This window comes from Pseudomonas sp. KH_017, assembly GCF_057840285.1.
Genome location: NZ_CM174509.1, coordinates 2,856,628 through 2,875,576, shown reverse-complemented (window position 1 = coordinate 2,875,576; position 18,949 = coordinate 2,856,628). Strand labels below are relative to the sequence as shown.

Annotated in this window: 17 protein-coding genes and 2 tRNA genes; 11 read left to right on the top strand and 8 right to left on the bottom strand. The window is 59.8% G+C overall.

Annotation, left to right across the window (positions count from 1 at the left end):
- Window positions 1-22: 22 nt before the first annotated feature.
- From AC3IT6_RS13065 to AC3IT6_RS13035, 7 genes are all read right to left on the bottom strand, one after another.
- Window positions 23-96 (bottom strand) — tRNA-Cys (locus AC3IT6_RS13065).
- Between the two features lie 46 nt (window positions 97-142).
- Window positions 143-218, bottom strand: a tRNA-Gly gene (locus AC3IT6_RS13060).
- Between the two features lie 63 nt (window positions 219-281).
- Window positions 282-842, bottom strand: a complete 561-nt coding sequence (gene pgsA, locus AC3IT6_RS13055; RefSeq protein WP_007992985.1) for a CDP-diacylglycerol--glycerol-3-phosphate 3-phosphatidyltransferase — start codon at window positions 840-842, stop codon at window positions 282-284.
- Between the two features lie 32 nt (window positions 843-874).
- On the bottom strand, window positions 875-2,698 hold the full coding sequence (gene uvrC / locus AC3IT6_RS13050) for an excinuclease ABC subunit UvrC (RefSeq protein WP_489356040.1): 1,824 nt from the start codon (window positions 2,696-2,698) through the stop codon (window positions 875-877).
- 2 nt (window positions 2,699-2,700) lie between these two features.
- Window positions 2,701-3,342, bottom strand: a complete 642-nt coding sequence (gacA, locus tag AC3IT6_RS13045; RefSeq protein WP_008015884.1) for a response regulator transcription factor GacA — start codon at window positions 3,340-3,342, stop codon at window positions 2,701-2,703.
- Window positions 3,343-3,438: 96 nt separating this feature from the next.
- Window positions 3,439-3,912 carry a GNAT family N-acetyltransferase gene (locus tag AC3IT6_RS13040; RefSeq protein ID WP_489356038.1) on the bottom strand — a complete coding sequence of 158 codons (474 nt, stop codon included), beginning with the start codon at window positions 3,910-3,912 and terminating at the stop codon, window positions 3,439-3,441.
- Window positions 3,912-4,670: a carbon-nitrogen hydrolase family protein gene (locus AC3IT6_RS13035; RefSeq protein WP_489356036.1), complete on the bottom strand. Its 759-nt coding sequence runs from the start codon at window positions 4,668-4,670 to the stop codon at window positions 3,912-3,914. The genes AC3IT6_RS13040 and AC3IT6_RS13035 overlap by 1 nt, the downstream gene beginning before the upstream one ends.
- A gap of 162 nt (window positions 4,671-4,832) precedes the next feature.
- On the opposite strand from AC3IT6_RS13035, the gene AC3IT6_RS13030 reads away from it, so the two are divergent.
- Both AC3IT6_RS13030 and AC3IT6_RS13025 read left to right on the top strand, forming a co-directional pair.
- A complete protein-coding gene (locus AC3IT6_RS13030) occupies window positions 4,833-4,961 on the top strand; it encodes a hypothetical protein (RefSeq protein WP_259674428.1) in 129 nt (42 codons plus the stop codon).
- Between the two features lie 338 nt (window positions 4,962-5,299).
- Window positions 5,300-6,364: a 3-deoxy-7-phosphoheptulonate synthase gene (locus AC3IT6_RS13025; RefSeq protein WP_489356034.1), complete on the top strand. Its 1,065-nt coding sequence runs from the start codon at window positions 5,300-5,302 to the stop codon at window positions 6,362-6,364.
- 72 nt (window positions 6,365-6,436) lie between these two features.
- On the opposite strand, the gene AC3IT6_RS13020 is transcribed toward AC3IT6_RS13025, so the two are convergent.
- Window positions 6,437-7,501 (bottom strand): hypothetical protein, encoded by a 1,065-nt coding sequence (locus AC3IT6_RS13020; RefSeq protein WP_489356032.1) that lies wholly within the window; start codon window positions 7,499-7,501, stop codon window positions 6,437-6,439.
- Between the two features lie 338 nt (window positions 7,502-7,839).
- Between AC3IT6_RS13020 and AC3IT6_RS13015 the strand changes: the two genes are divergently transcribed.
- From AC3IT6_RS13015 to AC3IT6_RS12975, 9 genes are all read left to right on the top strand, one after another.
- On the top strand, window positions 7,840-8,721 hold the full coding sequence (locus AC3IT6_RS13015; RefSeq protein WP_489356030.1) for an esterase/lipase family protein: 882 nt from the start codon (window positions 7,840-7,842) through the stop codon (window positions 8,719-8,721).
- 107 nt (window positions 8,722-8,828) lie between these two features.
- Window positions 8,829-9,110, top strand: a complete 282-nt coding sequence (locus tag AC3IT6_RS13010; RefSeq protein WP_008051985.1) for a peptidylprolyl isomerase — start codon at window positions 8,829-8,831, stop codon at window positions 9,108-9,110.
- 135 nt (window positions 9,111-9,245) lie between these two features.
- Window positions 9,246-11,114, top strand: a complete 1,869-nt coding sequence (locus tag AC3IT6_RS13005) for an extracellular solute-binding protein (protein ID WP_489356028.1) — start codon at window positions 9,246-9,248, stop codon at window positions 11,112-11,114.
- The gene (locus tag AC3IT6_RS13000) at window positions 11,114-12,175 is read left to right on the top strand and encodes a microcin C ABC transporter permease YejB (RefSeq protein WP_489356026.1); all 1,062 of its coding nucleotides are present in this window, start codon (window positions 11,114-11,116) and stop codon (window positions 12,173-12,175) included. Before AC3IT6_RS13005 ends, AC3IT6_RS13000 begins: the two co-directional genes overlap by 1 nt.
- Window positions 12,175-13,197 carry an ABC transporter permease gene (locus AC3IT6_RS12995; RefSeq protein ID WP_489356024.1) on the top strand — a complete coding sequence of 341 codons (1,023 nt, stop codon included), beginning with the start codon at window positions 12,175-12,177 and terminating at the stop codon, window positions 13,195-13,197. Before AC3IT6_RS13000 ends, AC3IT6_RS12995 begins: the two co-directional genes overlap by 1 nt.
- Window positions 13,198-13,223: 26 nt before the next feature.
- Entirely contained in the window at window positions 13,224-14,801 is a 1,578-nt protein-coding gene (locus AC3IT6_RS12990) for an ABC transporter ATP-binding protein (RefSeq protein WP_489356022.1), read from the top strand.
- 140 nt (window positions 14,802-14,941) lie between these two features.
- On the top strand, window positions 14,942-16,357 hold the full coding sequence (locus AC3IT6_RS12985) for a sigma-54 interaction domain-containing protein (RefSeq protein WP_489356020.1): 1,416 nt from the start codon (window positions 14,942-14,944) through the stop codon (window positions 16,355-16,357).
- 285 nt (window positions 16,358-16,642) lie between these two features.
- The gene (locus tag AC3IT6_RS12980) at window positions 16,643-18,034 is read left to right on the top strand and encodes a GntP family permease (RefSeq protein ID WP_150723644.1); all 1,392 of its coding nucleotides are present in this window, start codon (window positions 16,643-16,645) and stop codon (window positions 18,032-18,034) included.
- 7 nt (window positions 18,035-18,041) lie between these two features.
- Window positions 18,042-18,815 carry a 3-hydroxybutyrate dehydrogenase gene (locus AC3IT6_RS12975; RefSeq protein WP_489356017.1) on the top strand — a complete coding sequence of 258 codons (774 nt, stop codon included), beginning with the start codon at window positions 18,042-18,044 and terminating at the stop codon, window positions 18,813-18,815.
- The last annotated feature ends 134 nt before the right edge of the window (window positions 18,816-18,949 follow it).

Sequence of the window (18,949 nt, the reverse complement as noted above, 5' to 3'; positions counted from 1 at the left end):
TGATCTACGGGGCTATTTATAGTGGAGGCCGAGGTCGGAATCGAACCGGCGTAGGCGGATTTGCAATCCGCTGCATAACCATTTTGCTACTCGGCCTCAAAACATTTGCTGTCAGTAGCGCGACATCAAATGCGTACAAACTTGGAGCGGGAAACGAGACTCGAACTCGCGACCCCGACCTTGGCAAGGTCGTGCTCTACCAACTGAGCTATTCCCGCGTCTTGGTGTGGCGCATTCTATAGAATCCAGAAGCCCCGTCAACCCTTTGATTCAAAAAAGTTTTATTTCTTTTCAACGTCGGTCTTCAGATGTGGCCAGGCAGCCCGCAGGTACTGGACCATCGACCACAAAGTCAGGCCAGCCGACACCATCAGCAAGGTGTAGCCCAGCAAGACCCAGAAACTGAAATCCTTCGGATTGGCGAGCAGGATTACCAGCGCCAGCATTTGCGCGGCGGTTTTCCATTTGCCCAGGTTCGACACGGCAACGTGGGCACGAGCGCCCAGTTCGGCCATCCATTCGCGCAGTGCCGAGACGACAATCTCGCGACCGATGATCACGGCAGCTGGCAGCGTGAGCCACAGGTTTCCGTGTTCCTGGACCAACAGTACCAATGCAACCGCAACCATCAGCTTGTCGGCAACCGGATCGAGAAAAGCCCCGAACGGTGTGCTTTGTTCCAGACGGCGGGCCAGGTACCCGTCCAGCCAATCGGTGGCGGCAGCGAATGCGAAGACCGAGGCGGAGGCCAGGTAACTCCATTGGTAAGGCAGGTAGAACAGCAAAATGAAGATTGGTATGAGCAGGACGCGTAGAACGGTAATCAGATTAGGGATATTCATCGGCACAACTGGCTACGAGGTGAGGGGGCATTCTACTCGCTGTGCAGATTTGCATAAATCAACTCTGCGAGCTTTTTACTGATCCCGGGGGCTTTGGCAATTTCTTCGATGCTTGCACGAGACAGCTCCTGCAATCCACCAAAATGTTTCAACAAATCACGCCGACGTGTGGGTCCGACGCCGGCGACGCCTTCCAGTGTAGACGTCCGACGGGTTTTTCCACGCCGGGCGCGGTGCCCGGTAATGGCAAACCGGTGGGCTTCGTCGCGAATCTGCTGGATCAAATGCAACGCGGGAGAATCGCCGCGCAACGTGAACTCATGTGCAGCGTCGTTCAGGTACAGGGTTTCGAAACCGGCCTTGCGCGTCGCACCCTTTGCCACGCCCAGCAGAATCAGGTCAGGCACGGCCAATTCATCGAGCACATCGCGGGCCATGGACAACTGACCTTTACCGCCGTCCACCAGCAGGATATCCGGCAGCTTGCCCTCCCCGTCCTTCAGTTTGCTGAAGCGTCGGGTCAACGCCTGATGCATCGCTGCGTAATCATCGCCGGCCGTAACGCCCTCGATGTTGTACCGGCGGTAATCGGCCTTGATCGGGCCTTCGGGGCCGAAGACCACGCAGGACGCCACCGTCGCCTCGCCACTGGAATGACTGATGTCGTAACACTCAAGTCGTTGAGGAGGCTCATCCAGCTGCAGCACCTCGGCCAGTGCATCGAAGCGTGCCGTAATGTGCTGACGATTCGCCAGGCGCGCACTCAGTGCCTGCTCGGCATTGGTCACCGCCAATTGCTGCCAGCGCGCCCGCGTACCCCGCACGCGATGGCTGATGGTCAGTTCACGACCGCGCAACTCGTCGATGGCGGCGATCAGTGTTGGAAAGTCATCGTGGACCACATTGACGATCAGCTCACTTGGCAAGTCGCGTTCAGGACTGCTGATGAAGTACTGGCCAAGAAACGCGGCCATGACTTCAGAAACGTCTTCTTCAATACCGACTTGAGGGAAGAAGTTCTTGCTTCCCAGTACCCGCCCGCCCCGCACGCTGATCAAGTGGACACAGGCGCCGCCCGGGTTGACGAGGGCGGCAATCACATCGACGTCCCCGGTCCCGCCTTCCATGCTCTGTTGATCCTGGACCCGGCGCAGTAATGCAATCTGGTCCCGCAACTCGGCTGCTCGTTCGAATTCGAGATTGATCGCCGCTTCTTCCATCCCGGCGGACAACTCGTCAGTCAGCGCATTGCTGCGCCCTTCAAGAAACATCACCGAATGGCGCACATCTTCGGCGTACACCTGAGGTTCCACCAGCCCGACACAGGGCGCCTTGCAGCGCTTGATCTGGTATTGCAGGCATGGACGTGTGCGGTTCTTGTAATAACTGTCTTCGCATTGCCGAACGAAAAACGTCTTTTGCAGCAGGCTCAGGCTTTCGCGTATCGCGCCAGCGCTCGGGTAAGGCCCGAAATATTTGCCCTTGGCCTTTTTCGCGCCGCGATGAATGCTCAGGCGCGGAAACTCTCCGTCGGAGAGATAGACGTAGGGGTAGGATTTATCGTCGCGCAGCAGGATGTTATAGGGCGGGCGCCATTCCTTGATCAGCGTCTGCTCAAGCAGCAAGGCTTCGGTTTCGTTGGCGGTGATCGTCGTCTCGACCTGGGCGATACGCGCTACCAGTGCGGCGGTCTTGGGGGCAAGCCCGGTCTTGCGGAAGTAACTCGACAGGCGACTCTTGAGGTTTTTCGCCTTGCCGACGTAGAGCAACCGCGCTTCGCTGTCGAACATGCGGTACACGCCGGGGCGCCCGCTAACGGTCGACAGAAAGGCGCTCGGATCAAAGGTTTCGTTCATTTTCAGAGGCTGGCGTCGACCATGCCATGACGAACCGCCAACAGCGTCAACTCGACATCACTGCTGATCGAAAGCTTTTCGAAAATGCGGTAACGGTAGGTATTCACGGTTTTCGGGGACAGGCACAACTTGTCGGAAATGATCTGAACTTTCTGGCAGCCGACGATCATCAGCGCGATCTGGATTTCCCGCTCCGACAAGGCATCGAAAGGCGAATCGTTGGTGGGCTGGAAGGACTTGATCGCCAGTTGTTGCGCAATTTGCGGGCTGATGTAGCGTTGCCCGGCGAACACCAGGCGAATGGCCTGGACCATTTCCGGCAAACCTGCCCCCTTGGTCAGGTACCCTGCCGCACCGGCTTGCAACAGCCGCGTAGGAAACGGGTCCTCTTCACACACGGTCACCGCGACGACTTTGATATCCGGATGACTGCGCAATAACTTGCGAGTGGCTTCAAGACCGCCGATACCCGGCATCTTGACGTCCATCAACACCACATCGGGTTTCAGCTCACGCGCCTTGAGCAGGGATTCCTCACCTGACTCGGCCTGGCCGACTACTTGCAGGCCATCGATGTCAGCCAGCATTCGTGTAATGCCTGTACGAACGAGATCATGGTCATCGACTACTAGCACCCTAATCAAGCAGACACCTCGCGATATGGTCTTATTGGTTATCAGACACCTTAGCAAAAAGCATCTGGCAGACCTAGCGGAAAGCGTTAGATTAAAAGTTTCAATTCATCTTGAAAGGCTTGTCGCAAGCGTGTTGCAGCAATCCAGGACGGAGATATCCAGCTGCATCCTCAGGAAACATTCGTCCTTGCCCACCACCCTCAATCCCTTGCGCTCGTACAACGCTCGCGCCGGGTTGTTTTCGAAAACCGTCAGGCGCAATGCCGGGCGCCGCTCCTGGCGCACCAGAGCCAGTGCCTGATCGATCGCCCAGGACCCCGTGCCCTGCCCACGAAACGCTTCGACGATATGCAATTCGCGGATATACAAGGCTCTGGCATCACGGCTCAGGCTGACATAACCCAGCACTTTGTCGCCCGATGCAATCAAGCGGTTGTCTCGCCCGGCCCAGGCCACGTCAAACGCTTCGTCCTGCCACAACAGGTCATGCTCAATGTAGTAACGCAGCATGCCTCTGCAGGTCAGTTCGCGGGCGAATCCCAGGTCAGCAGGCGATGCCGGACGCCATTGACGTTCCATCACGCTGGCTCCACCGCCAATACCTCTGCGGTCCAGCCCGCGGGATTACGCCGGGCAATGACCATCTGGTTGCCGGTACCGGCGGCGGCCGCAATCAGCGAACCGTCCGGCGCCCACACCGCGCTACGTCCTGCCGACTCCCAGCCACCCGTTGCACCGCCATGGTTGGCCATCAACACCACCATTGAATGGCCAGCGGCATAACCCTGCAATAACGCGGTATCCGGGTCGTAGCCTTTTGCCGTGATCAACACACCAGCGGCATATATGCCTGCGCCTTTGAGTGCGGCCATAGCCGCATGATCGGCATGGTTGAAATCCGCGCACACTGCCAACGCAATCGTGTCGACGCCGATTGTCAGCGGCTCGCCCCCCGCTCCTGGCGCAAACGCCTCCTCCTCCCCCGGATGCAGATGCTGTTTGCTGTAGACCGCGAGAGAACCATCGGCACCCAAAGTCAGCGCGCCAATTAGTACAGGCGATGTGTCCGCCAGCCGAATCGGCATGCCGACGACGGCCGTCACGCCGACTTCCTTGGCAAAATCACGCAGCGGCTGCAGTACGGCCGCGTCCGGCGCAATAGCCAATTGCGCCGCAAGCCCCCATTCATAGCCGGTCAGCGACAATTCAGGGAACACCAGCAATTGCACGCCCTGCTCCGCAGCCACCTGCATGAAACGTTGATGTCTGGCGATATTGCCGGCGAGATCTCCGGCGATGGAGATCGATTGAGCGGCGGCGATGGTCAGTGCCGTCATGATGCGTCCTTGTGACGATGTGTTTTTTGTTGAGGCGAAGAGTGTGTCACAACCTTCGGGGCACTCAAGCGATAGAAAGCGTGGTCGTTGGCCGATAGCATTTTCTGATTGAATGTGCGTACCGGCCTCTAGTAAGCTCGACCCATCCATTGGAGACAGACCATGTTCAACACCCTCTTACAGCTTCGTACCGCCAGCGCCCTGCGCTCGGTTGCGGCTGCCCGGGTGAACGACGGTTGTGCTCCGGTCAGCTTTTATTTTGGGTATTGGTTTAGCCACTGGCGCGCCTGATACCCACACGGCGCCCACTTTAAACGGGTCGCCACCAGAGAATTCTCAACCCCCGGTCGGCCTCCCGACCGGGGGTTTTGTTTTTTCAGCCCCAACACTTTTAGCGACACACCAGACATTCAGAGGATTCAGAACATGAACTACGCCACTTATTACCGTTACGACAGTTTTACCGCCTGGCGATTTACCACCCTCCGCTCGGGACAGCCTGCCGCCTCCGATCGGTCACCCACAGGTGGCAAGCACATACACACAGCCAATCCGGCCAATTGTCGAACACCCCAGTAGGGCCGAGCGCGCGGGCACGAACCCGCCCCCCAGCCCAGGAAGCCTTGAATATGAACTCGTCCGTCTCTGCACTGCCGCTGTCCACCTTGAACCCTGCCAATGAAGCGCTGACCCTGCGTCTGCCCAGCTCATTGCAACTCAAACAGCAATTGCCCCTCAGCAACGCCCTGTCCCGACAAGTCACCGCCCACCGCCAGGCGGTTCGCGCGATCCTCAACGGTGAAGACTCCCGCCTGCTGGTGATCGTCGGCCCATGCTCGATACACGATCCGAAATCAGCCCTCGAATACGCTGGCAACCTTGCCCGCCTCGCCGCCGAAGTCAGCGGCGAAATGCTGCTGGTGATGCGCGCCTACGTCGAAAAACCCCGTACCACGGTTGGCTGGAAAGGCCTGGCCTACGACCCGCACCTGGATGGCAGCGATGACATGGCCGCCGGCCTGACGCTGTCCCGCGAACTGATGTGCGAAGTGCTCCGACTGGGCCTGCCCGTTGCCACTGAACTGCTGCAACCGATGGCGGCCGGCTACTTCGACGATCTGTTGAGCTGGGTGGCGATTGGCGCCCGGACCACGGAGTCGCAGATCCACCGGGAAATGGCCAGCGGCCTGGGTATGCCAGTCGGTTTCAAGAACGGGACTGATGGCGGTGTCGGTGTCGCCAGCGACGCCATGCGTTCCGCCGCCCATCCCCATCGCCATTTCGGTGTCGATAGCCAGGGACATCCGGCGATCATTCAAACCCCGGGCAATGCGGACACTCACCTGGTATTGCGCGGCGGTCATCGCGGGCCGAACTACGACAGCACCAGCGTCGCCCAGGTGAACAGCGACCTGACCAGGCTCAGGATCCCGGCTCGAATCATGGTCGATTGCAGTCACGCCAATAGCGGCAAAGACCCATTGCGCCAGCCAGCCGTGTTCAAGGATGTACTTGAACAGCGTCTGCAAGGTGACCGTTCGCTGATCGGCATGATGATCGAGAGTCATTTGTTCGAAGGCTGCCAGCCGTTGGGTTCGTCATTGCAATACGGTGTGTCAGTGACCGATGGCTGCCTCGGCTGGAGCGGGACAGAACAACTGTTGCTTGAAGCGGCAGATCGGCTACGAGCGTAAAACTACGCCCAATAGCCGGCATCATCGGTCCGCCCTCCGGCCTTCATGCGAAGACTGGAGGGCAAATGGCAATCAATGTCCCATCAGGGACTGCACTTGAACCAGCGTCACCCCGGATTGCTGGTGGGTTCCGTCACGGTGCTCGACTGAATAGGAAACACGGATCGTAGAATCTCGATGTTCCCTCCAGAAACAGTAGGGAACGATGAATACCAACGGCTCGCCGGCGGTGTCTCCGGTTATTTCGCGGTCGTCACGGTGATCGAACTTCTCCCCGTCGCACTCCAGGCAAACCAGCTCGCCTTTTTCAGCCCTGGCGTTTTCGATGACGACGGTCACGCCATCCTGCGCATCATGCAGGTCCACCCACCCTTCGTCGGCTTCCAACACAATGGGTGCTGGCAAAGGTCCCCACTCCATCCTGCCAATCATCAGTGTCGTCAGTTCAGAGTAACGAGGACCATGCCCTGCTTGCTTGACGCAATAATCGACGGAAATGGAGGAGCCCAGACTGGGCGCAATGCACTCCGGGCTGACCCAAAACGACAGTTCGCCCCCCACAGCAAAGGACTCGACCTTGAGTGCATCACTGAAACTTCCTTCGACCGTAACTCCCGCCCAGGTCAATAATACCCAGTCGCCCGCCGCCATGCGCGCATAGGGTTTGATCGTAACGATCGCCCCTTCTTTCACCCGATCCGGATCAAGCGTTCTACCCACCGCATCGTTCACCGTCGCAGGCAACAGGTCGGACTGCACGTCACCCACACTCAGTTGCAATCGATGGGAATGCACGGGCTCGGTAAAACGGGTGCTAGTGAGTGAGTAACTGATTTCGAGTGAGCCACCGTCAAGCGCCGCGATGTGTGCGCTACCCACGGCAAAGATTATCTCTTCGCCGACCCGATCCTCACTGACAAAACGCGCCACCTGATGATTGCAGGCGAGGCCATCGGCATCCAGCCCCGCCCAATTCAATAGCATTTTGTCGCCGCAGGTCATGCCTGGATAAGGCTGGATCCTGATGACGGCTTTTTTGTCAGAGGGATTCAGAACGCCGTTTTGCGCCTGCTCAAGCATGGGAGGTGGTAATGGTTGCTGCGCGAGATTCAAGGTATCGGGTTCATAAACAGTCATTCATTCGCTCCAGTCCTTGGAATAAACACCGAACGGGTGGTCGGCTTTGGATAACGCCTATTTAATCTCACGACAAACAGCCGTGATGTCGGCCACTTACTCCGGCTCGCTCGGAAAATCGATATGCACGAAGTAGGTCTTTGATCAGTAGCAAGCTGATTGCCGTGAAAAGTCCTCAATCTGTTCCGACTAAGGCCTCAGCCATTCTTGAGTTTTCGCACTTGTTCTATTCCGTTATTCGCAAGCTTCGGCGGACTTTTCATACACCGCGCCAACCTCGAGTGTTTTAGAGTGAAGTGCCATGCAGTCCCAACAAACTTCTGTGCAAAGGTATGAACATGCAAAGGAATGCAAGCACTTGTTACCCAATACTGCTGGTCCACGGCCTTTTCGGCTTCGAAAGAATCGGCAAGTTCGAGCTCTTTCACGACATCAGGCAGGCGCTGAGGAACGCCGGAGCCAGGGTGTTCGTTCCCCACTTGTCGGCCACCCACGACAACGAAGCACGCGGTGGCCAATTGCTCTCGCAGATCGAACGGGTACTGGAAGGAACCGGTGCACGCAAAGTCAACCTCATAGGCCATAGCCAGGGCGCACTGACCGCACGTTATGCCGCAGCGATTGCGCCACACAGTGTGGCGTCGGTGACCTCCGTCAGCGGGCCGAACCATGGCTCGGAACTGGCCGATTTCCTGCGTAAGGCATTGATACCAGGTTGCCTGCCGGAACAGGTGGCCGAGACGGTGGTGACCCTGTTCGCCGACTTCCTCGCGACGTTGAGCAATAATCAGTACCAACCGAAGAACGCCATTGCGGCCCTCAAGGCGCTGACCACCGAAGGCGTAGGCGCATTCAACGACAAATACCCGCAAGGGCTGCCCACCACCTGGGGTGGCAAGGGGCGCGAACGGGTCAACGGTGTTCGTTACTACTCGTGGAGCGGCGTGCTGCAGTCGAATGTTCTCGAGGCAGGGCTCAATGCGTTCGATCCGCTCAACGCCTTCTGCCGGGCCCTTTCCGGTTATTTCGTCACGGAAAGCGAGCAGAACGACGGGTTGGTCGGTCGCTTCAGCTCCCATTTGGGCACGGTTATCCGTTCCGACTATGCGCTGGATCATCTGGACACCATTGGCCAACCGACCGGCCAGTTGCGCACAGGTGTCGATCCGATTGAACTGTATGTTGAGCATGCCGAGCGCTTGAGAGACGCCGGACTTTGAGGTGCTGCCTGCCGTGGATCCCGCGTGGAGCGGAACTTTGAGGAGAAATAGCTCACTGAATCCGGTAGGCTCAGCACTTTATCGAGTATTGAAAGGAGTATTTACCCATGGCTAAAGCCACTGCCCGTCACATCCTTGTTGCCTCCGAAGCCAAGTGCAACGAACTCAAGGCCCAAATCGAGGCTGGCGCCGATTTCGCTGAAGTTGCCAAGGCAAACTCCACCTGCCCTTCCAGCCGCCAGGGCGGTGATCTGGGTTCGTTCGGTCCGGGCCAGATGGTCAAGGAATTCGACACCGTGGTCTTCAGCGCACCGCTCAACGTGGTCCAGGGCCCGGTCAAGACCCAGTTCGGTTTCCACCTGCTGGAAGTGACCAGCCGTCAGGACTGATCGACGCTTGAGCTATTCACACAACGGCCCGCCTTTTGGTGGGCCGTTGTGTTTGCGATGCGTAATACGGCTGGCGAGGGACGCGCCGCTAGCGTACAAATTGTCGTTAACGACCACCCGGCTCCAAGGCTGACAATGCGACTGGCTTTCCCTACCTTGTTGTTCACTGCCGTGACCCTGCTGATGGCTGCCGCGGGTGTGAATGCGGCACCGCAACCGGCAATGACCGTGTACGGCGAACCGGCGAAATACCCTGCCGGCTTCAGTCATTTCGCCTACACCAACCCGCAGGCCCCCAAGGGCGGCACGATGCGGCGCTCGGCGATCGAAATCGGTCAGTTCGACCATGTCTTGCCTTACATCGACAAAGGCATCGGCGTCACACAGATCGACGGCTTGCTCTATTCACCACTGGCCCAACGCTCGCTGGACGAGCCTTACACCGTGTACGGTCTGGTGGCAGAGAAGATGGAGCGCTCCGAGGATGGCCTGTCCCTGCGCTTTTTCCTCAACCCCAAGGCGCGTTTTGCCGATGGCAAACCGATTACCGCCGAAGACGTGCGTTACACCTTCGACCTGCTGATGACCCAGGGCAGCCTGCGTTACCGTACCCAGTTCGCTGACGTCAAAGGCGTCGAAGTGGAATCGCCACTGACCGTGCGCTTTGATTTCAAGAACAACGAAAATCGCACCCTGCCGCTGGATATCGCGACCTTGCCGGTGTTTCCCGAACACTGGTGGAAGAGCCGCGATTTCGCCGGCGGCGGCGGTTATGAAGCGCCGTTGGGCAGCGGTCCCTATACAGTCGGCAAGATCGATTCGGGGCGCAGCATCACCTTCGAGCGCAATCCCGATTGGTGGGGCAAGGATCTGCCGGTCAGCCGTGGCCTGTACAACTTCGATCATTTCAGCATCGAGTACTTCGGCGATACCGACGTGGCGCGCCAGGTATTGCGCGGCGGCGCCTTTGACTACAACCGGGAATTTTCCGCCACCGGCTATTCCATCGGCTACGACAGCCCGGCCCTGAGCGACGGTCGCCTGCAAAAGGCCCACCTCGCCACCGAGGCGCCGCAGCCGGCCCAGGGTTTTGTGTTCAATCTGCAAAAGCCCATGTTCCAGGACCGTCGCGTGCGCCAGGCACTGGTGATGCTGTGGGACTTCGAGTGGAGCAACCGGCAGATGATGCGCGACATGTACATCCGCCAGCAGAGCTTTTTTTCCAACACCGATCTCGCGGCCCGGCAACTGCCGGATGCCGGTGAGCTGGCGATTCTCGAACCGCTGCGCGGGCAGATTCCCGACGAAGTCTTCACCCAGGTGTTCGAGGCGCCGAAGACCGACGGCAGTGGCGTGATTCGCGACAAGCAGCTGCAGGCCCTGGACTTGCTCGAACAGGCCGGCTGGAAACCCGATGGCGACCAACTGGTCAATGCCGACGGCGAGCCGCTGAGCTTCACCTTCCTGGTCAGTCAGAACGGCATGGACCGCCTGCTGTTGCCTTATAAACGCACGTTGAAACAGATCGGCATCGACCTGAACATCCGCCGCATCGACTCGTCCCAGTACGTCAATCGCCTGATGAGCCGCGACTACGACATGATCGTCACCGGCTACCCGGTCACCACCTCGCCGGGGGGTGAACTGGTCAATTATTTCGGCTCGGCGGCGGCCACCGACCCAGGCTCCAACAACTACATGGTGTTGAAGAACCCGGCAGTGGACACCCTGATCACCGGGCTGATACGTGCCAATACCCAGGCTGACATGCTGAATTACGCCCATGCCCTGGACCGGGTGCTGCAATGGAATTACTACTGGATTCCCAACTATTACCCGCCGGGCACCTCGACGGTGTGGTGGAACCGCTTTGGCATCCCGAACGTACAAGCGAGCAATGACGAAGCCATCGAGAGCTGGTGGGAGATGAGCACCACGCCATTGACCAACCAACAGATGACGGCCGAGCGTATCAGCCGTGGCAAACCCGGAGGGCCACACTGATGTGGGCTTACATATTGCGGCGCCTGCTGCTGATCATTCCGACGCTGGTGATCATTCTCCTGGTCAACTTTGTCATCGTCCAGGCCGCGCCGGGCGGGCCGGTCGAACAGGCCATCGCGCACCTGCAAGGCATTGGCGGCGCCGCGGTTGGCGGCGGTTCCGGTGAAGCCATGAGCGGCAAGTCCCGGTCCAGCCGCGGGCTCGATCCGCAGCTGATCAAGGACATTGAAAAACAGTACGGCTTCGACAAGCCGGCACACGAACGCCTCTGGCTGATGCTCACCAGCTACGCGCGCCTGGACTTCGGCAAGAGCTTCTTCCGCGGTGCCACCGTCACCGACCTGATCCTCGAAAAAATGCCCGTGACCATTTCCCTCGGGCTCTGGGCGACGCTGATCACCTATCTGGTATCGATTCCCCTGGGCATCCGCAAGGCCGTGCACCATGGCAGCCATTTCGACATCTGGAGCAGTACCGCGATCATCATCGGCTATGCCATGCCGGCGTTCCTGTTTGCGATGTTCCTGATCGTGATCTTTGCCGGCGGCACTTCGCTGAACTGGTTTCCGGTTCGCGGGTTGGTCTCGGACAACTTCGAATCGCTGTCGACCCTTGGCAAGGTGGCCGACTACTTCTGGCACCTGGTGTTGCCGGTGACCTCGCTGGTGATCGGCGGCTTCGCCACACTGACCATCCTGACCAAGAACTCGTTCCTCAATGAAATCACCCGCCAGTACGTGGTCACTGCCCGGGCCAAGGGTTTGAGCGAGCGACGGGTGCTTTATGGACACGTGTTCCGCAACGCCATGCTGCTGGTGGTATCGGGCATTCCCCAGGCGTTCATCAGTGTGTTTTTTGCCGGCTCGCTGCTGATCGAGGTGATCTTCTCCCTCGACGGCCTGGGCCGCATGAGCTACGAAGCAGCGGTATCCCGGGACTATCCGGTGGTGTTCGGCTCGCTGTTCATCTTCACCCTGTTCGGCCTTCTGATAAAACTGGTCGGCGACCTCTGCTACACCCTGGTCGACCCGCGTATCGACTTCGCCGCGAGGAACGCCTGATGCTCAAGCTTTCACCGCTGGCGCGTCGCCGCTTCGAGCGATTCAAGAAAAACCGTCGGGGCTGGTGGTCGCTCTGGCTGTTTGTCGGCCTGTTCGCAATGACCCTTGGCGGCGAACTGATCGCCAACGACAAACCGCTGATGGTCAGCTATCAGGGCCAGTGGTACTTCCCGGTCTTCAAGCGCCACACCGAACAGGCGTTCGGCGGGCAACTGCCGTTCCAGGCCGACTACCGCAGCGACTACGTGCAGCAACTGATCAAGAAGGATGGCGGCTGGTTGCTGTTTCCGCCGATTCCGTTCAGTGACGACACGCCCAACTACGACCTGAACAAACCCGCCCCCAGCCCGCCCTCCAGCGTCAATTGGCTGGGCACCGACGACCAGGCGCGGGACGTTCTGGCCCGGGTGATCTTTGGCGCCCGGGTGTCGATCCTGTTTGCCTTGATGCTGACCTTTGTCAGTGCCTTGATCGGCATCGCTGCCGGGGCCCTGCAAGGCTATTACGGTGGTTGGGTGGATTTGCTCGGCCAGCGTCTGCTGGAAGTGTGGTCCGGGTTGCCGGTGCTGTACCTGCTGATCATCCTGTCGGGCTTCGTCGAGCCGAATTTCTGGTGGCTGCTGGGGATCATGGCGCTGTTTTCATGGCTGGCCCTGGTGGACGTGGTGCGCGCCGAGTTCCTGCGCGGACGCAACCTGGAATACGTCAAGGCCGCGCGCGCGCTGGGCCTGACCGACCGCAAGGTCATCGTGCGGCACATTCTGCCCAACGCCATGAACGCGACCTTGAGCTACTTGCCGTTCATTCTGACCGGGGCGATTTCCACCCTGACGGCGCTGGACTTCCTCGGCTTCGGCATGCCTGCGGGCAGCGCTTCCTTAGGCGAACTGATCGGCCAGGGCAAGCAGAACCTGCAAGCGCCGTGGCTGGGGCTGACAGCGTTCTTCACCCTGGCGCTGATTCTTTCTTTACTGGTGTTCATCGGCGAAGCGCTGCGCGACGCTTTTGATCCTCGATCTTGATCCTCGATCTTGATGCGGATGTTGATATGACCAACCTGATCGAAATCCGTGACCTCAGCGTGGCCTTCAGCGGCCAGACCGTAGTGCGCAATCTGTGCCTGGACATCCGCCCCGGCGAATGCCTGGCGCTGGTGGGCGAATCGGGCTCGGGCAAGTCGGTGACGGCCCACTCGATCCTGCAATTGTTGCCACAAACCGATACCGAGACGACGGGCAGCATCCGCTATCGCGGCCAGGAACTGGTGGGTGCCGATGCCGGCAAATTGCGACAACTGCGCGGCAATCGTATCGCGATGATCTTCCAGGAGCCGATGACCTCCCTCAACCCGCTGCACAGCATCGAAAAACAGATCGGTGAAACGCTGCTGGTGCACAACGGCCTGGCGGGCAAGGCGGCGCAAGCGCGGATCCTCGAATTGCTGCAGCTGGTGGGCATCCAGAAACCCGAGGAACGCCTCAAGGCCTATCCCCATCAATTGTCCGGCGGGCAGCGCCAGCGGGTGATGATCGCCATGGCCCTGGCCTGCGAACCGGAACTGTTGATTGCCGACGAACCGACCACCGCGCTGGATGTGACGGTGCAGCGCAAGATCCTGCTGCTGCTCAAATCCCTGCAACAGCGGCTGGGCATGTCGCTGCTGCTGATCAGCCACGACCTCAATCTGGTGCGCAGCATCGCCCAGCGCGTGTGCGTGATGAAGGCCGGGGAAATCGTCGAGCAGGCGCCTTGCGAAATCCTGTTCACCGAACCCAGGCACCCTTACAGCTGCGTATTGCTGCACGCCGAACCCGAGGGCGAAGCCTTGCCCCGGGACGAACGCGAAAACGTACTGGAGGTGGACAACCTGCAGGTGCGGTTTCCCGTCGGTGGCGGCCTGTTTCAGCGCAAGACCTGGCTACGTGCCGTCGATGGTATCAGCCTGAATATCCAGCGCGGCAAGACCCTGGGCATTGTCGGCGAGTCCGGTTCCGGCAAGTCAACCCTGGGTCAGGCGATCCTGCGTTTGCTCGATTCCGAAGGCGGTATCCGCTTTCAGGGCCAGGCGCTGGACGGCCTGACGCAAAAACAGCTACGGCCGTGGCGCAAGAAGATGCAGGTGGTGTTCCAGGACCCCTTTGGCAGCCTCAGCCCGCGAATGTCAGTCGCGCAGATCATCAGCGAAGGCCTGGAAGTGCACAGCCAGTTGAGCGCTGAAGAGTGCAACGCCGAAGTGATCCGGGCACTGAGCGAAGTCGGCCTCGACCCGCAAAGTCGCCATCGCTATCCCCACGAATTCTCCGGTGGCCAGCGCCAACGCATCGCCATCGCCCGGGCGCTGGTGCTGAAACCGGCGCTGATCCTGCTCGACGAACCGACCTCGGCGCTGGACCGCACAGTGCAGAAACAAGTGGTCGCCCTGCTCCGCCAGCTTCAGGAAAAATACGGGTTGACCTATCTGTTCATCAGCCATGACCTGGCAGTGGTGCGCGCCCTGGCCCACGACATGATCGTGATCAAGGACGGCAAAGTGGTGGAACGCGGCGCCAGTCATGAGGTGTTTGATTCGCCGCAGCATCCGTATACCAAGGAGCTGTTGGCGGCGGCGTTGCTTGGGCAGGCATAATCCTTCCGTTGGACCGCGGCGCGGCCTTCGCGAGCAAGCCCGCTCCCACAGGGGATTTGTGAACGACACAGATCAACTGTGGGAGCGGGCTTGCCCGCGAAGAGGCCGGCACAGGCAAAACATAATCAGGATCAGCCCCCATGAACACCACCGAAAGCCTCAAGGACTACCAGCGCGTTCGCTTGCTGGCGATCCGTTCGTTGTTCGAAATCATCGAGCAATCGAGTGAGGGCACGGTGATTGTCGACCGCGATGCCAACATCGTCTGGATGAATGAGCGCTATGCCCGGCGCTTTGGCCTGCAATCGGCCGAAGTCGCGATTGGCAAGCCCTGTGAAAGCGTGATCCCCGGCAGCCTGCTGCGTGAGGTGGTGCGCACCGGCCGGCCGATTCTGCTGGATATGCAAGACACCCCCAAAGAGCCGCTGGTGGTCATGCGCCTGCCGATTCACGACGATGCCGGCGTAGTCATCGGCGCCATCGGGTTCGCCCTGTTCGACGAATTGCGCAGCCTGTCGCCGATGCTCAAGCGCTATATGAGCATGCAGGAGGAACTGGCCTCCACCCGCTCGCTGCTGCGGGCGCGGCAGACCAAATACAACTTCGCCCACTTCATCGGCACCAGCGCCGCCAGCCTCGAAGTCAAACGCCGTGCCCGGCGCAGTGCGAGTACCGAATCGCCGGTGCTGCTGCTCGGCGAAACCGGCACCGGCAAGGAACTGCTGGCCCAGGCGATCCACAATGCCTCGCCCCGCGCGCACAAGGCATTTGTCAGTATCAACAGCGCGGCGATTCCCGAGTCGTTACTGGAAGCCGAGTTCTTCGGCACTGCCCCGGGCGCGTTTACCGGCGCCGACCGCAAGGGCCGTGCTGGCAAATTGCAGATCGCCCAGGGCGGCACGCTGTTCCTCGACGAAATCGGCGACATGCCGCTGCCCCTGCAAAGCAAACTGCTGCGAGTGCTGCAGGAAAAGGAATTCGAGCCGGTGGGCTCCAACGAAGTGATCCAGAGCGATGTGCGGGTCATCGCCGCGACCTCCACAGACCTTGAGGCGGCGATCAAGCGCGGCGAATTCCGCGCCGACTTGTACTACCGACTCAACGTGCTGCCGATCCAGGTTCCGCCCCTGCGCGACCGCCTCGATGACGTGCCGGCGCTCAGTGAAGCCATCCTCGAAGAACTGCGCAGCCAGCATGAACTGCACCACGAAGCCCTGGAACTGTTGGGCCAACACGCCTGGCCGGGGAACATCCGGGAACTGCGCAATGTGCTGGAGCGGGCCGCGTTGCTCAGTGATGACTTGCGCCTGACGACAGCCGATATCCGCGCGGCGATTGGTACATTCACACCGGTTGAGCGCGTGGTGCCCTTGACCATTGAACCGCTTGCCCATGAGACGTTCAGTGCAGCGCGGGAGCGGTTTGACCGGCAATTGATCCAAACCACCCTCGCGCAATGCGGGGGCAAGGTGGTTGATGCGGCGGCGCAGCTGGGGCTTGGACGGTCGACGCTGTACAAGAAGATGGTGCTGCTGGGGATCGTAGAGTCTCAATAAAGAGACATTAATCTCCATTGTTAGAAAGTCCTTCGCGAGCAAGCCCGCTCCCACAGGAGACCTTGCTCTCCTGACCAACTCGGTCAACTGTGGGAGCGGGCTTGCCCGCGAAGAGGCCAGCACTGCCAAAGCAAGTCTCAAACCAGAGACAAAACCATCTGACAAGCTCACCACATTGAAAATATATCCTTATATTTCAATAACTTAATCATCTGGCACAAAACTCGCTATACGCCTCTCCTACCAGGCTTCACCCAACAAAAATAACAACCCAGGAGACACACCATGAGTGTGATCATTGCCTTGGCAGCCCTCGCGCTGCTGATGCTGGCTGCCTACCGTGGCTACAGCGTTATCCTTTTTGCCCCGATTGCCGCCCTCGGCGCTGTCCTGCTGACTGACCCGTCTGCCGTCGCCCCCGCCTTCACCGGGGTGTTCATGGAAAAAATGGTCGGCTTCATCAAACTGTATTTCCCGGTGTTCCTGCTCGGCGCGGTGTTCGGCAAGTTGATCGAACTGTCCGGCTTCTCGCGTTCCATCGTCGCGGCGGCGATTCGCCTGCTCGGCACCCGCCAGGCGATGCTGGTGATCGTGCTGGTCTGCGCCCTGCTGACCTACGGCGGCGTATCGTTGTTTGTGGTGGTGTTCGCGGTCTATCCGTTTGCCGCTGAAATGTTCCGCCAGAGCAACATCCCCAAGCGGTTGATCCCGGCGACCATTGCCTTGGGCGCCTTCTCGTTCACCATGGACGCCCTGCCCGGTACGCCACAAATCCAGAACATCATCCCCAGCACCTTCTTCAACACCACCGCCTGGGCGGCGCCGTGGCTGGGTGTGATCGGCACGATCTTCGTGTTCTGCGCCGGCATGCTGTTTCTCCAGCGTCAGCGCAACAAGGCCCAGCGTGCCGGTGAAGGCTATGGTTCGGACCTGCGCAACGAGCCGGAAACCGCCGCCGACCTCAAGCTGCCCAACCCGTGGCTGGCGCTGTCGCCACTGCTGGCGGTGGGCATCATGAACCTGTTGTTCACCCACTGGATTCCGCAGGTGTACGGCAAGACCCACAGCCTCGCGCTGCCAGGCATGGCCGCGCCGGTGACCACGGAAATCGCCAAGCTCACGGCGATCTGGGCGGTCCAGGCCGCGCTGTTGGTAGGCATCCTCATGGTGCTGGCGTTCGGCTACAAGGCGATCAGCCGCAAGCTGGCCGAAGGCAGTAAAAGTGCGGTCAGCGGTGCGCTGCTGGCGGCGATGAACACCGCCTCGGAATATGGTTTCGGTGCCGTGATCGCGTCCTTGCCGGGCTTTCTGGTGCTGGCCGACTGGCTCAAGAGCATTCCCAACCCACTGGTCAACGAAGCGATTACCGTGACCCTGCTGGCCGGCATCACCGGTTCCGCCTCGGGCGGCATGAGCATCGCGCTGGCGGCGATGTCCGAACAGTTCATCAGCGCCGCCCATGCCGCGAACATTCCGCTGGAAGTGCTGCACCGGGTCGCCGCGATGGCCAGCGGCGGCATGGACACCCTGCCGCACAACGGCGCGGTGATTACCCTGCTGGCGGTCACCGGCCTGACCCACCGCGAGGCTTACAAAGACATTTTCTGTATTACGCTGATCAAGACCCTGGCGGTCTTCGTGGTGATCGGCACCTTCTACGCCACTGGCATTGTGTGAGGTATTCATGACGACTCTTTCGGGCAAGACCGCACTGGTCACCGGTTCCACCAGCGGCATCGGCCTGGGGATCGCCCTCAGCCTGGCCAAGGCCGGGGCCGACCTGATCCTCAACGGCTTCGGCGATGCCGCCCAAGTGATCGCCCAGGTGCAACAGTTCGGCGGCAAGGTCGGCCATCACCCGGCCGATGTCAGCGATCCGGCACAAATTGCCGACATGATCGCCTACGCCGAGCGCGAGTTCGGCGGAGTCGACATTCTGGTCAACAACGCTGGCATTCAACACGTGGCTGCGGTGGATGAGTTCCCGGTGGAGCGCTGGGATTCAATCATTGCCATCAACCTGTCGTCGGTGTTTCACAGCACCCGTTTGAGCCTGCCGGGCATGCGCGCCAAGGGCTGGGGCCGGGTGATCAACATTGCCTCGGTGCATGGCCTGGTCGGTTCGGTGGGCAAGTCAGCCTATGTCGCCGCCAAGCACGGGGTGATCGGCTTGACCAAGGTAGTCGCGCTGGAAACCGCCACTACCCAGGTCACCTGCAACGCGATTTGCCCAGGCTGGGTATTGACGCCGCTGGTGCAAAAGCAGATTGATGATCGTGCCGCCAACGGGGTTGACCCGCAGCAGGCGCAACACGATTTGCTCGCTGAAAAGCAGCCATCGCTGGAGTTCGTGACACCGCCGCAATTGGGTGAACTGGTGTTGTTCTTGTGCAGCGAAGCTGGCAGCCAGGTACGGGGCGCGGCGTGGAATGTTGATGGTGGGTGGTTGGCGCAGTGATCATCTGCTAGACCGCGTTATCGTTCATCGCGGCCAAGCTCGCTCCCACAGGTTTTATGTCGTTCCCAAATTCGGCGTCAAACACAAAACCTGTGGGAGCGGGCTTGCCCGCGAATGGATCTAAAGGCATAAGA

What these genes read in the sequence shown, in the direction of transcription:
- pgsA (WP_007992985.1), bottom strand. Translation starts at nt 842, where the DNA reads ATGAATATCCCTAATCTGATTACCGTTCTACGCGTCCTGCTCATACCA.
- uvrC (WP_489356040.1), bottom strand. Translation starts at nt 2,698, where the DNA reads ATGAACGAAACCTTTGATCCGAGCGCCTTTCTGTCGACCGTTAGCGGG.
- AC3IT6_RS13040 (WP_489356038.1), bottom strand. Translation starts at nt 3,912, where the DNA reads ATGGAACGTCAATGGCGTCCGGCATCGCCTGCTGACCTGGGATTCGCC.
- AC3IT6_RS13035 (WP_489356036.1), bottom strand. Translation starts at nt 4,670, where the DNA reads ATGACGGCACTGACCATCGCCGCCGCTCAATCGATCTCCATCGCCGGA.
- AC3IT6_RS13030 (WP_259674428.1), top strand. Translation starts at nt 4,833, where the DNA reads ATGTTCAACACCCTCTTACAGCTTCGTACCGCCAGCGCCCTGCGCTCG.
- AC3IT6_RS13025 (WP_489356034.1), top strand. Translation starts at nt 5,300, where the DNA reads ATGAACTCGTCCGTCTCTGCACTGCCGCTGTCCACCTTGAACCCTGCC.
- AC3IT6_RS13020 (WP_489356032.1), bottom strand. Translation starts at nt 7,501, where the DNA reads ATGACTGTTTATGAACCCGATACCTTGAATCTCGCGCAGCAACCATTA.
- AC3IT6_RS13015 (WP_489356030.1), top strand. Translation starts at nt 7,840, where the DNA reads ATGCAAAGGAATGCAAGCACTTGTTACCCAATACTGCTGGTCCACGGC.
- AC3IT6_RS13010 (WP_008051985.1), top strand. Translation starts at nt 8,829, where the DNA reads ATGGCTAAAGCCACTGCCCGTCACATCCTTGTTGCCTCCGAAGCCAAG.
- AC3IT6_RS13005 (WP_489356028.1), top strand. Translation starts at nt 9,246, where the DNA reads ATGCGACTGGCTTTCCCTACCTTGTTGTTCACTGCCGTGACCCTGCTG.
- AC3IT6_RS13000 (WP_489356026.1), top strand. Translation starts at nt 11,114, where the DNA reads ATGTGGGCTTACATATTGCGGCGCCTGCTGCTGATCATTCCGACGCTG.
- AC3IT6_RS12995 (WP_489356024.1), top strand. Translation starts at nt 12,175, where the DNA reads ATGCTCAAGCTTTCACCGCTGGCGCGTCGCCGCTTCGAGCGATTCAAG.
- AC3IT6_RS12990 (WP_489356022.1), top strand. Translation starts at nt 13,224, where the DNA reads ATGACCAACCTGATCGAAATCCGTGACCTCAGCGTGGCCTTCAGCGGC.
- AC3IT6_RS12985 (WP_489356020.1), top strand. Translation starts at nt 14,942, where the DNA reads ATGAACACCACCGAAAGCCTCAAGGACTACCAGCGCGTTCGCTTGCTG.
- AC3IT6_RS12980 (WP_150723644.1), top strand. Translation starts at nt 16,643, where the DNA reads ATGAGTGTGATCATTGCCTTGGCAGCCCTCGCGCTGCTGATGCTGGCT.
- AC3IT6_RS12975 (WP_489356017.1), top strand. Translation starts at nt 18,042, where the DNA reads ATGACGACTCTTTCGGGCAAGACCGCACTGGTCACCGGTTCCACCAGC.